At 48.3% G+C, this 15803-nt stretch carries 14 protein-coding genes; 7 read left to right on the forward strand and 7 right to left on the reverse strand.

The window, feature by feature from the left end:
* Positions 1-300: 300 nt before the first annotated feature.
* Entirely contained in the window at positions 301-1065 is a 765-nt protein-coding gene (locus RLO19_RS05880) for a hypothetical protein (RefSeq protein ID WP_446354677.1), read from the forward strand.
* Positions 1055-2137: a pentapeptide repeat-containing protein gene (locus RLO19_RS05885; protein WP_446354679.1), complete on the forward strand. Its 1083-nt coding sequence runs from the start codon at positions 1055-1057 to the stop codon at positions 2135-2137. The genes RLO19_RS05880 and RLO19_RS05885 overlap by 11 nt, the downstream gene beginning before the upstream one ends.
* Positions 2138-2312: 175 nt before the next feature.
* On the opposite strand, the gene RLO19_RS05890 is transcribed toward RLO19_RS05885, so the two are convergent.
* The 4 genes from RLO19_RS05890 to RLO19_RS05905 all read right to left on the reverse strand — a co-directional run bounded on the left by RLO19_RS05890 (position 2313) and on the right by RLO19_RS05905 (position 6735).
* The gene (locus RLO19_RS05890; protein WP_446354681.1) at positions 2313-4811 is read right to left on the reverse strand and encodes an HD family phosphohydrolase; all 2499 of its coding nucleotides are present in this window, start codon (positions 4809-4811) and stop codon (positions 2313-2315) included.
* 314 nt (positions 4812-5125) lie between these two features.
* Positions 5126-6112 (reverse strand): ADP-ribosylglycohydrolase family protein, encoded by a 987-nt coding sequence (locus RLO19_RS05895; RefSeq protein ID WP_446354683.1) that lies wholly within the window; start codon positions 6110-6112, stop codon positions 5126-5128.
* Complete coding sequence (aroQ, locus tag RLO19_RS05900; protein WP_446354685.1) at positions 6112-6585, reverse strand: type II 3-dehydroquinate dehydratase; 474 nt, start codon at positions 6583-6585, stop codon at positions 6112-6114. The genes RLO19_RS05895 and aroQ overlap by 1 nt, the downstream gene beginning before the upstream one ends.
* A gap of 9 nt (positions 6586-6594) precedes the next feature.
* A complete protein-coding gene (locus tag RLO19_RS05905; RefSeq protein ID WP_446354687.1) occupies positions 6595-6735 on the reverse strand; it encodes a hypothetical protein in 141 nt (46 codons plus the stop codon).
* A gap of 235 nt (positions 6736-6970) precedes the next feature.
* On the opposite strand from RLO19_RS05905, the gene RLO19_RS05910 reads away from it, so the two are divergent.
* A complete protein-coding gene (locus tag RLO19_RS05910; RefSeq protein ID WP_446354689.1) occupies positions 6971-7207 on the forward strand; it encodes a hypothetical protein in 237 nt (78 codons plus the stop codon).
* Here the strand turns inward: RLO19_RS05910 and RLO19_RS05915 are convergent.
* Positions 7198-8466, reverse strand: coding sequence for a competence/damage-inducible protein A (locus RLO19_RS05915; protein ID WP_446354691.1), 1269 nt, complete (start codon positions 8464-8466; stop codon positions 7198-7200). The genes RLO19_RS05910 and RLO19_RS05915 overlap by 10 nt on opposite strands.
* A gap of 202 nt (positions 8467-8668) precedes the next feature.
* On the reverse strand, positions 8669-9952 hold the full coding sequence (gene glyA / locus RLO19_RS05920) for a serine hydroxymethyltransferase (RefSeq protein ID WP_446354693.1): 1284 nt from the start codon (positions 9950-9952) through the stop codon (positions 8669-8671).
* A 228-nt stretch (positions 9953-10180) separates the two neighbouring features.
* Between glyA and RLO19_RS05925 the strand changes: the two genes are divergently transcribed.
* Both RLO19_RS05925 and RLO19_RS05930 read left to right on the forward strand, forming a co-directional pair.
* Positions 10181-10378, forward strand: a complete 198-nt coding sequence (locus tag RLO19_RS05925) for a hypothetical protein (RefSeq protein WP_446335686.1) — start codon at positions 10181-10183, stop codon at positions 10376-10378.
* Positions 10379-10548: 170 nt separating this feature from the next.
* The gene (locus RLO19_RS05930; RefSeq protein WP_446354695.1) at positions 10549-11046 is read left to right on the forward strand and encodes a Tic20 family protein; all 498 of its coding nucleotides are present in this window, start codon (positions 10549-10551) and stop codon (positions 11044-11046) included.
* 117 nt (positions 11047-11163) lie between these two features.
* Here the strand turns inward: RLO19_RS05930 and RLO19_RS05935 are convergent, their stop codons facing one another.
* A complete protein-coding gene (locus RLO19_RS05935) occupies positions 11164-11955 on the reverse strand; it encodes a fumarylacetoacetate hydrolase family protein (protein ID WP_446354697.1) in 792 nt (263 codons plus the stop codon).
* 701 nt (positions 11956-12656) lie between these two features.
* Between RLO19_RS05935 and rpsF the strand changes: the two genes are divergently transcribed.
* Both rpsF and RLO19_RS05945 read left to right on the forward strand, forming a co-directional pair.
* A complete protein-coding gene (gene rpsF / locus RLO19_RS05940) occupies positions 12657-12986 on the forward strand; it encodes a 30S ribosomal protein S6 (RefSeq protein WP_446354699.1) in 330 nt (109 codons plus the stop codon).
* 549 nt (positions 12987-13535) lie between these two features.
* Positions 13536-15623: a tetratricopeptide repeat protein gene (locus RLO19_RS05945; protein ID WP_446354701.1), complete on the forward strand. Its 2088-nt coding sequence runs from the start codon at positions 13536-13538 to the stop codon at positions 15621-15623.
* Positions 15624-15803: the final 180 nt, after the last annotated feature.

Below are 15803 nucleotides of genomic sequence, written 5' to 3' on the forward strand. Positions count from 1 at the left end.
AATAGAGATGTTGTTGGCAACATCTCTACAATCTAGCGGGTAACCTTATATCCCATCTGTAGGGGCACAATCCTTGCGCCCTTTGTTCAATTGTGCCTTTGAAACCAGCCAATCGTTCAGTCACCCTACAGTTTCTTTTTTGTAACTCTCATCCATCAAATTAGGTGTGCCACACCACTACTACTTTAGGCATGGAGTATTTTCATCAATGATTTAGTTACCTAATGTTACGTTTGCCAAAAACTGCGTCTCAGGTCATGTACCTTTAGAAGTAAGCCCCTACTCAGTCGGTGTTTGGCAATGCCTTCCTCAATTTCTCCTCTATCCCAGCCAGAACCAGAAAATAACTGTGCGGATTGCCTGTACATGACGTTGACCGGAATTCCGGTGCAACCGATAGAACATCCTGACTATCTGGAGTTTTTGCAACCGTTCCACACTCCAAAAATTGACCTGTACTTAACCCTTAAGTTTAGCCTGCAGTGGGAGTCTCTACCTGAAGGACGTGTTCAGTTTGGACTTAAAGGAGGAGCATTACGGCTGAGGGTAGAGGGTGGTGAGATTCCTTATGAGTCTCGGATTATGGGTTCTATGGAATTGGTTGTGCCAACGGTTGAGACGGATTCCCAAGTTAATAGTCTTATTGGCGATCGCGTCTCTGGGGAGTTAGATGTGCCAACCCTTGACCCTCAGGGGAATGGAACAACAAGACAAGGGTCACAAAATGGGAAACCTAATCATCATTCCATCTGTCATGTTACCACAAAGGTAACGGAAGAAAACCCAGCCTGGATTTTTGAAGAAGAACGGGGACAACCTATTTTAAACGGCTGGCTTAACCAAGTCAAACTAGCCACATTGAGAGTCTCTGCCCTTCCCTGTCACCTAGACGCCACATTTGAAGTGTCTCGACGAGATATCTGTTTGACCAATGTTGAGGGATTGTGGAGTCCGGATCTTAGTCGCAATAAACGAGCAGTGCTGGACAGGCTGATTATTCAGCAGTTGCTGGAGCGTAAGTTTAAGCCCTATCTCAGTCGAGTCGAGTTGCACTATGATGGATGAACGTTTTTTTAGCCAACTCCAAGTCCTGATTCAGAACGTTGTTGCGGCGGAAACTGACAATTTAGCTCAGCTAGCGGCGATGGTGGGTCTGAATTTGGCACAAGATTTCGCCGAGTCTAATCTCAGAGATACCCATCTTCGGGGTGCTAACTTGGTGAGAGCCAATTTACGAGGTACTGATTTGCACGGCGCTAACCTAATTAAGGCGAAGCTGTGCGGGGCGGATTTGCGTGGGGCGGATCTGATTCAGGCAAATCTGTGTGGGGCGGACTTGAGAAAGGCTAACCTACGCGGCGCCGTGCTGTGGAATGCGGATCTGACTCAGGCAAACTTAGAGGGGGCTAACCTCACCGATGCCAATTTAGCTGGGACAACCCTGAACTATGCCAATTTGAAAAGGGTTGATTTAAGAGGCGCTCATCTCTACCAGGCTCACCTCTACGCCGCTAACCTGAGTGAAGCTAAACTTAGAGGAGCAAATCTGGGGAATACTGACCTGAGAGAGGCGAACCTTAAGGAGGCTTCAATTATTCGTGCCTATTTGGGAGAGGCTAACTTACAAGGTGCGGATCTCGACGGTGCGAATCTGAGTGAATCGGATCTGAGTCGAACAAAGCTAAACCGTGCCAAATTGCGGAATACTCAGCTACGGAATACTGATTTCAGCCTCAGTGATTTGAGTCAGGCTACTCTGATTCGTGCCAATGCTAGCCACGCTCACCTGATTCGCGCCAACTTGCGGGGGGCGGACTTGATTCGGACTAATCTCACTGGTGCTGATTTACAAGGGGCTGATTTGAGTCTGGCTGATCTGAGTTTGGCTAACCTTTATTTAGCTAACTTAGGCAATGCTAACTTAATTCGCGCCAATCTGAGCATCGCTGAACTTGGCGGCGCGAATCTGAGTCGAGCCAACTTGAATCAGGCGGATTTGAGAGGGGCAAATGTGGAAAATGCTGAATTTGCTGGCAATCTGGGATTGTCTGGTGAGATGAAACGGGTGTTGAAACGGCGCGGAGCAATCTTGGCAGAGGTGATGAGCGATCGCGTGGAAATGTTAGCGTCTCGTTAATTGGATGCGAGGTGCTCTTTTTTCCCAGGTCGTGCGATCGCGAAATTCCTGGTAAGTCTCTATTCTCCCTACTGTTTTAGAGGGTCTATAGGAGCGCACATTTTCCCATGATAAAAAAATACCTGAAACAACAAAAAAAGTCAAGGGCTGACTCAATTTTTCCAAACTGTATCAATCAAACATTAGAAGAGGGTTGACAACTCAGAGCCGCTTTAGGATAAGCAATCCGCTGGTGATTGCACTGTTGCCAAACTTTAACAAAGACTTCCGCCGTAGTCAATAATTCCTCTTTTGTTAACCCAGAATCGACTAACTGGTTATCTTCCCATCGGGCTTTGAGGATTTTCTTAACCGTAATTAAAGCCGTATCCGGGGTAACATCCTTAAGCGATCGCAACGCCGCTTCACAAGCATCTGCCAGCATGACAATTCCTGTTTCCCGCGACTGGGGAATCGGTCCATCATAACGAAAGTCTACCTCGTTTACAGACTCCCCTGCCTCTTCCTGAATTCGTTGTTTAGCTTGAAAGTAAAAATAAGAAATCAGTAGTTTGCCTTGATGTTCGGGAATAAAATCGCGAATCGCTTTCGGTAACTGATGTTTGCGAGCCATAACCAGCCCTTCAGAGACGTGCTTTTTTATAATCGCGGCACTTTTCCAGGGGTCATTAATTTGATCATGCTTGTTGGGACCACCCATTTGATTTTCAATAAATCCCAACGGATCATGCATTTTACCAATATCATGATACAAAGTTCCCGCCCGCACCAGTTCCACGTTACAGTGAAGCTCACGGGCAGCCGCTTCAGCTAAGGAAGCAACAAACAACGTATGTTGAAATGTGCCTGGCGCTTCCGTAGCCAGCCGTTTAAGCAATGAACGGTTAGGATTGGACAACTCCGCTAAACGAATCGGCGTCACCAAATCAAACAACCGTTCTAGATAAGGAGATAGTCCCAAAGCCACAATACTCCAGGCTAACCCCGCTACCCCATATAGAGCCGCACCGGGTAGCACCGCGTACCAAATTGTGCCAGCACTGGCACTCATAATCAGATTCAGGAGCAGATTAACGCTGCCTTGGGTCAAGCCCACCACACCGCCTAAGAGCGCCAATTCCTCGCGCGATCGCATCCGTCCCGCAATCAACGCTCCCACCAAACCTCCTGTGCCACCCGCGATTAAAAATTCCCAGCTCACCTCCATACTAAACGTCACCAACCCCGTCAACAGAATCACTACCGTCGCGCCCAAACTCGACCCATAGAAACTCCCCACTAACAACCCAATTGCGGGTAGGCTATTATATTGACCCCCCAATAGTGCCAGGACGGGTGTACTCAAACTCAACAGCAGAACCAAAATATGGTCACGTCGCCGCAGGGGGGGATGGACTTGACGTTCGACCAACCAAAAAATACCCACCGCCCCGGTGACTAAACCGCCAAATCCAATCAGCCCTATCCAATTAATTTCGCGACGACTCAAGCCATAGTGATCCAGCAGCACAAAATCCGCCTGGGTGATCGCCTCCCCCTCTGCGACAATCACTTCTCCCTCAACAGCCGTAACCATCACAGGTTCCACAGCCAGAGCGGCTTGTTCTGCCCTGCGTTTAGTTTGTTCTTTGTCTTCAATTAAATTGGGCTTTAAATTATAGGTGAGGAGTTTAATGGCTAAGGGTTGTGCCTCAGCCGGAATCAGCGTACTCACCTGCACCGTTACCGCATCTTCTAATAGATCCGAGGGGAGTCCCGGCGGAATCCCTTGAGTCAGAATATTCCGAGTTGCGCCCTTAATTCCCTGTCGCGTTTCCTGCCAAGCGGAATCAGATAAGTCGAGTACGGATGAATCGTAGGCAGGAGTTGATTCACTCGTCACACTGGATGAAACCTGAGCCAATGCCTGTTGGTAACCCTGACGGGCAAGGTTTATTGTCTCAATCAGCTCAGAGAATGCTTGTGCAGACGCTATTTGACGGTAACTTTGCAATTCGCTCACCCCTTGAGTAAACGCCCGCGTCAACGGTTTTTTCTCTCGGTTAGGGATGACTACTCCCGGATCAAAGGGATTGATCGGAGCATTGTCTTCGGCGAAAGCGACAATCGCTTGCCATTCCCATTCTTTACTCTGGCGCAGATACTGCTGGGTGCTGGCGGAGAGCACGGAGGTTGGCACAAAGGGAAACGAACCGCTGACTTGTCGCCATTGGTCCATTTTTTCCAGGGATTGCTGGAGGTTTTGACTAATCTCTTGGGTCAGAGATTGATCAATCATTAAAACTGGGAACGAACCCGTGCGAGCGGCTTTGCGTTTTTCTTCTGTGGTTTTTGTGTCCTCAACACTAGCGTCAAAGGGAGCGGGGATACTGTAGGGAGCCTCTCTACCCACATCGAGGGTTGGTTGATTGTAGAAGCGGTTTCCCATCACGCTGGTGAGAGAAACGACTGCCAATACCACCATGACGGGTGAACGTCCTTGACGCTTTCCTGAGTGCCGTGGATTGCTTTTTTGACCCGATCTAGGACGGTTTGGTTTTGACCAATGACCTGGCTTTTTTTGATCGGAGGAAAGATCAGCATCAGACCCTCCGAATGGAAGGATAGTGCAAAATTGCTCAGATTTTTGCCGCAGGTGGTTTAGCTGTTGCGTCAACGAGTGGAGCGTTTTCATAGCAGAGGAGTTGCCTTTTTTGCTTATTCGGCCAGAAGCCTCACACTTAACTCAATGAGAGTGAGTGTGTTAGCGGAGTGGGGCTGATATCCCGATGAATCCCCAGTAATGCCCTCTCAAGTGGCATTGCATCCTTTTGGATTGGGTATTCAACAGCCAATTTTATTCCCAGGTTTTGTGTTTTCAACACTTCTGTTCTCACATAGCGCCTGATGTTTAAGTAAGAACCGCTTCAGAGTTCACAACGGGGTATTTATGGACTGTAATGTCTTAGTTTAGCTTTTTTTAGCTTACAAAGCATGGTTGACCCACCCCTACCTTAATAAACGACGTTGGATAACACCTGGTGCAGCGACGGCTGCTTGTTTGTACCGATCCTTGATATTGTTTTGATCGTAAACCCCCAGCCAAACGGCAAAGAATTGCTCGGTTAATTGTCGCCTGTTTTCGAGTGCCGGAATTTTTAGTGCAGCAAGTCGCCAGCTTACTGGAATACCATTGATACCTTGATAAACACCCGCTAATGCCCCTGTCAGAGCCGCCGTAATCGGGTTATGGTAACCGCTACGAACGGCACGGAGAACACAGAGGCGAAAATCCTCTGGGGTATAGAGGAAACAGTAAAAGGCTAAAGCGATCGCCATATCTGAGGCATCCCCCCTATTGCCTAAATTTGCTGGCTCCCGTCGCACATTCCTGGTGGTGGTTTCTAAATCTGCACCGGCTTCGATCAGGGTTTGGACTTGTTGTAATTGGTAGGCTAAGACTGTTGGTTGTGTCCCTAAGCCTCTGAGGATATGAGGAATTAGGGTGGTTGGGTTGATTGTTTCGGTGAGCATAACAGCCATCGCCATCGCGATTGCCAACACCCCAGCCGAGGCGTTGGGTTCGACTTGCCAAATTGCCGCCGCCTGAATTATAGTTTGCCGTAACCATTCTGGATTTTCGTGAAAAAAAAGCGCCATTTGCAGGGAAAGCACTGCGGCTTCGCTACTTTGTGCTTTACCTTTCAATTCTAGGAGTGAGGGTTGGGTTTGGCGACAATGAATGATCCAATCGTCTATATCCAGCCTGCCTGTGTCAATTAGACTCTCAATTCCACAGGTGGAAATTTTACTCCAATCTGAAAGTTGGGGAATATAGAGGTGGGACTGAGTGGGTTTGGGTTGGCTTTTGGCTAAATGTAGCGATTTCCAACCAACTGGACTACCGAGTTCTTGATCAGGCTGATGGCTGACAAGCTCACCGATCAAGCTACCTAGTAATGCTCCTTGAAATCGGCTGATCACAGAATGCTGCATTAATTTGCTCTTGCCACGGTTTTCAGGGTATGGACGAGAGCTAAGAGTCCCAAGCGATAACTTTCGGCGCCAAAACCGCTAATTTGACCCACAGCTATGGGGGCGATGAATGAGTGATGTCGAAAGGGCTCGCGCTGATAGATATTACTCAGATGCACTTCCACTACGGGCAGGGCTACAGCGGCTAAGGCATCGCGCAGGGCTACACTGGTATGAGTATAAGCACCCGCATTAATTAAAATACCATGATGCTGCGTTCTCGCTGCCTGTATGGCATCAACTAAAACACCCTCGTGGTTGGACTGTAATGTCACAACTTGACAGGATAATGACTTGCCTTCCTGCTGCAAGAGTTGGTCGATTTCCGCCAACGTCACAGATCCATAAATACCAGGCTCTCGGAGTCCTAGGAGATTCAAGTTTGGACCATGCAGGACGAGAATACTCAAAGAACCCCGAACTTCGTTCGGCACGTCTACAAATTACCGGGAACGACGGCGTGGATTGTGAACTGGAATGGGAATTGGTTCGGGTTCTGGCTGAGGTTCAGGACCCAAAAGGGTTTCAACCAGCTTACGTGCCCATTCTTTCAGTTTTTCCAACACCTTTTCTATATAATCCATTAAACTGAATGCTCCTGTGAGACAACTTAATAGCTTTTTGAGAGTCTTAACAACAGGACGAGTGTTAGAGCTCTTTCTCCGCAAGACTTTGGGGACTATTGGATGCCAAATGTGGAAACCCTGCCCAAGTCAAGTTAAGACTATGACGCCGATATTAAACTGAGCAGTTTTCCTTTTGGGATACACCGTTAAATAAGACTTATGCCTGTCTAGGTATGGTTTTACACAACTAGGCTTGCCGCTTACTTCCTGCTTCACTCTGGTGGTGACGGCACTTAACCAGTCCACAGGCTTAAAGTTGGGTGTAACTCACCCTTTGTATCTTTACAACCCATCTGTTGCATTTCTTAACTTTAAGCATAACACGACAGACCAAAGGCGAGCTATCCCCCAAAAGGAATCTGGAATCGATCCGGCGATCGCGACGGTTCCGTACTCCTCTACCTTTAGTTATAACTCAGGTTATACCTGAGCCGGATGGAATCGGCTCAGTAATCGGCGTCGCAGTTGGTCTAGGGCATAACAGGCACTCTGGTGACGAATCGAAGTCCGAGAGCGATCGCGACCAAAATTATATTTAAAACACTCCACTCTATCATCTGGCGTCGCCAGACCCATATAAACCAACCCCACCGGTTTAGATTCATTCCCGCCACCGGGTCCAGCAATGCCGGTAATACTCACGCCCCAATCCGTCGCTAGCCGCGATCGCACACCCAATGCCATTTCCTGGGCGACTTGTTTGCTCACCGCCCCCCATTTATCCAGATCTGATGACTTAACCCCAAGTAAGGAGACTTTCACGTCATTGCTATAAGCAATCACCCCACCCTTAAAATACTCAGAACTTCCCGGAACGGCTGTCAACAGACTCCCTACCCCTCCCCCCGTGCAAGATTCCGCCACACTCACGCTTTGATTCGCTTCCCGTAAAAGCTGACCCACAACCGAGGCGAGAGTATCTGTGTCTGAACCAAAATAGTCAGTTCCAGCAATTTGCCGCAAATCCTTGACAACGGGTTCAATTAGCTGTAATGCTTCACCTTGAGATGGCGCACGGGCGCTAACCCGTAACCGGACTTCTCCCTGAGAAGCGTAGGGGGCGACGGTGGGGTTCGTTAAATGGAAAAACGGCGCCACTTTTTCGGCTAAAGCCGATTCCCCAATCCCCCAGAATCGTAAGGTTTGACTGTAGATAATTTGTTTCCCCCAGCCTTGAGCTTTGAGATAGGGAACCGCCGTTTCTTGCCACATCCGGTGCATTTCACTGGGAACACCGGGAAAGGTGAGAAGGATTAAACCTGGGCGCGGTTGCCAAATTATACCCGGTGCGGTTCCAGTTGGGTTAGGTAAAACCTTAGCACCTTCAGGAATCAAGGCTTGCTTGCGATTACTTGGGGTCATTTGACGCCCCCGTTGAGCAAATTTGCGAGTAATATCCTCGATAATGTCAAATTGCTCAATCAACCCAACGCCAAAAAAATCCGCTAAAGTTTCCGTAGTCAAGTCATCTGGCGTCGGTCCAAGTCCTCCCGTAAAAATCAGAATCGCCGAGCGTTCGCAAGCCATCGCCAAGACTTGCTTTAACCGAGAAGGATTATCTCCCACAACGGTTTGATAGTAGTGAGGAATACCCAGATCCGCCAATTCGCGAGCTAAAAACTGGGCATTCGTGTTGAGAATATCCCCCAGCAGTAACTCGGTACCAACACAAATGATTTCTGCGCTCATAGATTTGTCCTTTGTCCTTCGTCATTTGTCCTTGCTCAAAACAGGGAACAGGGAACAGGAAGAAAAAAGCCTCCATGTTCTTCTAGTCCCAGTTATTTGATGTTACTGCTCAACCATTACTCATTCCGAGAATACTGATTGTGGTAGGGAGGTGTGGAACATAGTAAAAAAAGGGACAAATGGCAAATGACGAATGACAAATTTATACGAGTGTGGGTACAGGAATATGCAGATGGGGGTATAAGGGGAAGCGATCGCACAATTGAGCAACGCGACGCCGACAATCAGCGGCGATGGTTTCATCCTCTGGATTGAGTAAGCGATCGGCAATAATATCACCAATCTCGATAAATTCGGTAACGCCCATCCCTCGTGTAGTCATCGCGGGGGAACCCAGACGTAAGCCACTGGTGACGAAGGGAGATTCAGGATCGAAGGGAACCGTATTTTTATTGGCGGTAATATTAACACCACTCACCAGTTGATCCGCTCGTTTCCCGGTCATGGAAATACAGCGTAAATCCACGAGCATTAAATGATTATCGGTGCCACCTGATACAATTTTCAGACCCCGTTTTTGCAGTTGACTTGCCAGGGCTTTGGCATTTTCAATTACATGAGCCGAATAGTCCTTGAACGCTGGTTTTAACGCTTCACCAAAGGCGACAGCTTTCGCCGCGATCGCATGTTCCAATGGACCGCCCTGAGTTCCCGGAAACACCGCTTTATCCAACTTTTTCCCCAGTTCCGGATCACGGGTAAGAATTAAGCCGCCTCGGGTTCCCCGTAGGGTTTTGTGCGTGGTTGTGGTGACTACATCACAATGGGGAATGGGGTTCGGATGATGACCCGTCGCTACTAAACCCGCGATGTGAGCAATATCCGCTAGCAGGTAAGCGCCCACTTCATCCGCAATGCTTCTGAATTTTTCAAAGTCAATAATTCGCGGATAAGCCGAATAGCCACAAATCAGGAGTTGGGGACGTTCTTTGAGAGCCAGATCTCGCACCTGATCATAGTCGAGTTGCTCGGTTTCGGGGTTAACGCCGTAGTGACACACATTAAACCACTTCCCAGACACATTTACCGGTGAACCATGGGTGAGGTGTCCCCCATGGGATAAATCCATCCCCATAATCCTATCTCCTGGCTTGAGCAGCGCCAGGAATACAGCAAAATTGGCTTGAGCGCCGGAATGGGGTTGGACATTCGCATGAGCTGCACCAAAGAGCCGTTTAGCCCGGTCAATGGCAAGCTGTTCTACTTTGTCGATGAATTCACAACCGCCATAGTAGCGCTTTCCCGGTAAGCCTTCAGCGTATTTATTGGTTAAAACTGAGCCTTGAGCCGCCAGTACCGCAGGCGAGGTAAAGTTTTCACTGGCAATCAATTCCAGATGGTCACGCTGGCGCTGGAGTTCAAGGCTTATCCCTTCAGCCACTTCTGGGTCAGTTTGGGCAAGAAAATCTAAGTTTGTTTGAGTCACGTCCGTCAATCCCTTACGATGCTATTGCCGTGCAGTTGGGTTCATACAAGTTTTACCATATTGCCCGTTGCCGTTGCTTTGCTCAAACCCTGACCCACCTCCCCAGTTTTTCTCAGACGGTCAGTATTTAGTCAGAAAAGTTAAGCTGTGTGTTGATCGAGAGCCTCTAGCTAAAGACATAAATTAAGATGGGAGCAGCGGTCTAGTGGATTTGACCGGAGGCGTTCTATGTTAGTTATTCTTACCGAAGAGCAAATTCTTTCCCCCAATCAAGTTTGTCAAAGCTGTTTACTGGCTGACAGCAAGGGTCAACCGCGTTGGCGTCAGGGTAAGCTGGGCTGTGGTCATGCTGTTCGTAAACTCACACCCCATCAACCGGAGCAATATGAATGTGAAATGGGTTTCCGCATCGCTAACCTTGAGTAGTTTATCATCCGGGGCAATAAACTGAACTATTTTCTCTGCCTGAAATAGCCCTTAAATCCCGACCAATGACCGATGACAGATGACAACGTTCATCGAAATAGGTCATCTACGCTATCCTGAACATAGTTGGATAACGATTTGTCCCCCAAACCCACAAAGGAGAACCAAAGATGACTTGGCGCGGATCAACGACTGTTAAAGATCGAATTTTTGCTTCCCTTACCTATTTACTGCCTTTATTCTATGTAATGCAGTTTGCGCTCCAGTTGAGGTTGCCTTTATTGGGCCAAATTCCCCTTTTGGGAACTGCTTTAGAAATACTTTTACTCCCGGTAGCTATTGTTTTCACGTTAGTCCCTTTCGGTTTAGCCGGAATTATCATTTTTTTCGTTTTGTTCTTGCTGGTCGTTAGAAACGAAAGGATTGCCCATTTTATCCGGTTCAACACAATGCAGGCGATTCTTTTAGATATTCTTTTGGTTTTATGTAATTTGCTTGTCAATATTGTGCTAAAAGGACTGGGTTTCAATTTAATAACAGAAACATTGTTGAATGTCATCTTTTTAGGAACAATTGCTGCTTGTTTCTATTCAATCGTTCAATCCTTGCTCGGTCGCTACGCTGAAATTCCCACACTTTCGGAAGCGGTTTACGCCCAAGTTCGATGATTGGTCATGGGTCATTGGTCAGGGTTTGAGGACTATTGACAAACACTTTATTTCCATCGACGGACTTAGCTCTAAATAAAAAAGGGCTAAAATTTACCTTGTCACCCTTGTCCCGGCTTAAAGGGTGACTGGCGCAGAACGGGGAACAACGGTGTTCTCTAAATGACCAATCCCCTCAATTTCCACACGGACGCGATCGCCGATTTGCATTGGACCAATTCCTCGGGGTGTACCGGTGAGGATTACGTCTCCGGGAAGCAATGTCATAATCTGAGAAATGTAGGAGACAAGAAACTCAGGAGCAAATACCATTTGATCAATGGACGCCGATTGTACCGGTTCAGGCGCATCATTTAAAAACGTCTGCAACTTCGCCCCCGCACTCAATTCCCGCACAATCCAAGGTCCTAGGGGACAAAAGGTATTAAATCCCTTTGCCCTAGTCCATTGACCGTCTTGTTGTTGTAAGTCACGGGCGGTGACATCATTGGCAATAGTATATCCCCAAATTCTTCCCTGGGCTTGTTCGGGTGTACAGTCTACACAGAGTTCACCAATCACCAGCGCCAACTCTCCCTCATAGTCCACCCGCTTTGACTGAGGCGGGAACTGGATTTCTCGATCCGCCGCTGTGATGGTTGTGGGAGGTTTGAGAAACAGTAAGGGTTCCTGAGGAACGGGTGTTCCCATTTCAGCGGCGTGGTCAATGTAGTTTTTCCCGACGGCGACAATCTTGGATGGCGCACAGGGAGCCAATAATGTGTAACTATCAGACTCCAACTCCAGAGCCGTCGGTTGACCCTGTAGCCAAGGCGGTGCATCCAAAACTTGGATACTGCGGTTGAGTTGCAGTAAGCCATAGTAGGTTTGCCCTTGAGCCGTTTTAATTCGGACGTAGCGCTGCGCCATGATGTTAGAGATTCCTTCGTAATTTAACTTTTTCGCCGTAAGTCCCCCGTTATAATCTTAGATTTAACGGTGGGATATAAGGCGTTTTTAATGTATAATAGAAATGTCAAAGGTTATGCAGGAATGTTCTTCCGGGCTTGTGTGAGTGAAAAGTAGGCTTATACGCTTTAGCATCCACCGCTTTAGGGTTGCCGGAACCTCCACGAAAGCAAAGAACTGGTGTAAAGACACCAAAAGTTATCAAACTCGATACGTTGTACCCAGGGACTCTGGGGAATCAAAATGCCTATGCAGTCGGTCTGTCGGGGAGTAAGTCATGAGGCTGCTCTAGATAAGTGGCGAAAAACTCGTAAGAGATGTAACTAGGAATGTCCTATCGTGAGGTAGGAAGCCTACACCATAATCTTTGATTTGGTGTAGGAGGATGTCACTGAGAGAGTTCTACTGATATGGGATTGTGATTGACCCTGGCAGCTAGCTAGAATTAATACCAAAAAATAGTAAAATTGCAATAGTGTAATCTGGGCGAATTGTCGGCCTCAAAGCTAGAGAGGGGGCAAAAACTCAGATTAGGCATAGAACAGAGCAGTTAAGTCGGCTCATATCCTTGCTTGTTTGACTGGGATAGCTTCCCGATTGAAAACCGTGGCTATCTTGAATCAGCCAAAGAAGCCCAATTGTCCATAAGGAGAAGACCATTTGTGAGCGATAGTTACGAAATGATGTACATCCTGCGTCCTGATTTGTCAGACGAGCAGGTTAACCAAGCCATTACCAAATATCAAGATCTCCTGCAAGAGCAAGGTGCACAGCAGATTGAAATCCAGCATCGGGGTAAGCGCCGCTTGGCTTATCCCATCCAAAGACACCGCGAAGGGGTCTACATTCAAATGAACTATCAAGCACCCCCGACTCATGTGACTCAGATTGAGCGAGCTATGCGCTATGGAGAGGAGGTTATTCGTTATCTAACGCTGAAACAGGAACTTCCCCCTGAACCCCAACCCGAACCGGTTGAGGTAGAAGCTTAGCGGGTTTTAGGGGAGCACGCCTCGTCATTGGTGTCAACTTAAGCTTAAAACGAAAGCAATACCTTGATGCTAACCCCACCCTAACCCTCCCCTTATCAAGGGGAGGGAACATTTCCCCCCTGCGAGGGGGGGATTAAGGGGGGTTAAGATTAAGGCAGCGAGATTCAAAGACTCACTTAGCTTGCATTTCCTCTTATGTTGACACGGATGACGCCCCGTGCGCCCCTACCGTCTTAATTTAAGGCATCAGTTGCCCAATTTGTCTCGTAAGAGCAGCGCTGGGTACGTCAAAGACAGGGGTTCATCCTGGGAAAGGGTGATGGCACACAACAGCTTCAATCGGTCAGAAGCCCAATAAATCCTGACTTAGGCAACAATAGTAGGAAGAGTCATATTAAGATTACTCGAAATCCTTATTTCCTTATTGTTCATCATTCAGGTTTTACCGCGATTGCACCCAATTGGGGCAAATCAGCACTAGTTGTTGTGATCAAGTCCCTTGCCTAAACCTCAGACTCTTGTTGCCCGAAGCTCCTGAACCCTACCAGCATGACTGTAACGGATACTGTTACCCATAAAATTTCGAGCTGGAATCGGCAAATCTATAAACGCTTGAAACTGGCTCTGAGTCTCGGATTGCGTCGTCAAATTTTTGTGGCGATTTGTGATGATCTGAGTCTGCGGAATCGTCTGGCGGGTAAACTACATGGGGAGTTGGGTACAACTTGTGCGATCGCGCCTCCCAATGATTCAATCCCTACTAATTTAGTCAGCCTGAATATCAATGTCAATGATCCTCATCCCTTTGCCCAAATTTCTGCCTGGTTGGCTCAAAATCCCTATTCCCCCATCACCACATCCCCTCCCAGTTTCCAACTCCTCGGTATTGAACGCTTAACTCGTCAATCGCCAACGATACAGCAATTGTTTCTGAGGCGGTTACAGTCGATTGAGCGTTATTTGCCCCAGTTAGATGCCAATGTCTTGCTCTGGCTACCCCGCCCTTGGTTCCATTCCATTGTCCAGTCTGTACCGGAATTTTGGCAGTGGCATACTGGGGTATTCGAGTTTGAAGGGGAACCCACACCACTCCCCCCGATTGGTTCAACTCAACCGGAAGCCTCTCCCACTGCGGTGACGACTCAACAGACAACGGCTTCGTTCCAAGAAACCTTGCAGACGGTGCTGACGCAGGAGTTCGAGGAAAATCTTGATTTAGAGTTGTTCCAGGCTATTGTGGGCAACAATGGAGACAACAGCCGCGAGATGGAACCCCTTCTCGCTCCCACCAATGGAAACTCTGGTGCTAACCTCAAGGATAATGGGATGCTTAAGGCTGTGGACTTCCAGACCCAGGAAACACCGACACAGCCAAATCCTACCACGTCCCAACCCCTGAGTGAACTATCCCAGGAATCTCCCCATCTCCCTGCAGATGAATTGGCTCAAACCCCATCGCCCGCAGAGGCGTATTTACAACTGGGTAATCATTATCGTCACGCGATTGAACAGGGAGATCCCTCACCCGAAAATTTAGCGATCGCGATTCAATCCTATGAGCAAGCCTTACAATGGTTAGATGACACATCCCCTCACGTCCCTGATGTTCTCAACGATTTGGGGAATCTCTACTGGATGCTCTCCCGTTGTCCCCAGGATAGGGGAATCCAGCTTTCCTATCTCGAACAGGGGATTCAATCCTATCAACTGGCATTAACTAAGTTAACCGCCCAACAAGCCCCCCAAACCTACGCCATGATTCAAAATAATTTAGGCGCAGCTTATGGGGATTTGGCTCGCTATCAAGAGGCGGCTGAGAACCTGGAACTCTCAATTCGAGCCTACGAAGAAGCCTTACACTATCGTCATCCAGAAAATGACCCGCTCAAATATGCCTCTACTCAAAATAACTTAGGCACCGCTTATTGGCATTTAGCACAACATCACTCCCCTGTCAATAATTTACAAGCCGCAATTGGGGCGTATGCGGAAGCCCTGTGTTATTACAACAGCCGCTCAAACGCCACGAATTGGGCGATGATTCAAAATAACTTAGGTACTGCCTACTGGAATCTGGCACAGTATGAAAAACCGGAAACCTGGCTAGAGTTGGCGGTGATTGCCTATAAAGATGCGTTAACCTATCGTACCCCAGAGGTGGCTCCGGCTGCCTGTGCCGCGACTCAGAATAATTTGGGTACGGCTTATTGGCATCTGGCAGATCGCTGTGTGGAAGACCCTCAGCGACGGGCAGACTACTTACGACATTGTATCAGTGCCTATGAAGTCGCGATCGCGTTAGCTGAGAAATTGGCGCAGAATCATCCCCCAACACCGATTAACTTTGATGGTATCGCCACGCGGAATAATCTGGGACTTGCTCATTACCAGTTTGCGACTGAACCGTCTTTGGGTGCTGGGAAAGAGGATCAATCCAAACATCTGGAAACCGCCCTCCACCACCATGTTCAAGCCTGTATGGGAGTGGCAGCGCGATCGGATGCTTATCAAACTTCTTTGGAGTATATCATTAAAGCTATTCGGACTTTCTACCAGGAACAGGGAATTACCGGGCAAAATCTGGCACTCTCAAGGATACCCGGTCAGCTTTTACCGGAAATTTTGCCGCGCCTGTAGAGTTAGTTGGGGTCTGCTGAATAAGTCTGGTGGAGGGAGCTCTTGAAGCAGGGGAAGCAGGGGAAGCAGGGGAAGCAGGGGAAGCAGGGGAAGCAGGGGAAGCAGGGGAAGCAGGGGAAGCAGGGGAAGCAGGGGAAGCAGGGGAAGCAGGGGAAGCAGGGGAAGCAGGGGAAGCAGGGG

Origin of the sequence: Coleofasciculus sp. G2-EDA-02 (genome assembly GCF_040226375.1) — a bacterium.
Taxonomy (GTDB): Bacteria; Cyanobacteriota; Cyanobacteriia; order Cyanobacteriales; family Coleofasciculaceae; genus Coleofasciculus.

Coding starts and splice junctions, on each gene's coding strand:
- RLO19_RS05880 (WP_446354677.1), top strand. CDS start 301: ATGCCTTCCTCAATTTCTCCTCTATCCCAGCCAGAACCAGAAAATAAC.
- RLO19_RS05885 (WP_446354679.1), top strand. CDS start 1,055: ATGATGGATGAACGTTTTTTTAGCCAACTCCAAGTCCTGATTCAGAAC.
- RLO19_RS05890 (WP_446354681.1), bottom strand. CDS start 4,811: ATGAAAACGCTCCACTCGTTGACGCAACAGCTAAACCACCTGCGGCAA.
- RLO19_RS05895 (WP_446354683.1), bottom strand. CDS start 6,112: ATGCAGCATTCTGTGATCAGCCGATTTCAAGGAGCATTACTAGGTAGC.
- RLO19_RS05905 (WP_446354687.1), bottom strand. CDS start 6,735: ATGGATTATATAGAAAAGGTGTTGGAAAAACTGAAAGAATGGGCACGT.
- RLO19_RS05915 (WP_446354691.1), bottom strand. CDS start 8,466: ATGAGCGCAGAAATCATTTGTGTTGGTACCGAGTTACTGCTGGGGGAT.
- RLO19_RS05925 (WP_446335686.1), top strand. CDS start 10,181: ATGTTAGTTATTCTTACCGAAGAGCAAATTCTTTCCCCCAATCAAGTT.
- RLO19_RS05930 (WP_446354695.1), top strand. CDS start 10,549: ATGACTTGGCGCGGATCAACGACTGTTAAAGATCGAATTTTTGCTTCC.
- RLO19_RS05935 (WP_446354697.1), bottom strand. CDS start 11,955: ATGGCGCAGCGCTACGTCCGAATTAAAACGGCTCAAGGGCAAACCTAC.
- RLO19_RS05945 (WP_446354701.1), top strand. CDS start 13,536: ATGACTGTAACGGATACTGTTACCCATAAAATTTCGAGCTGGAATCGG.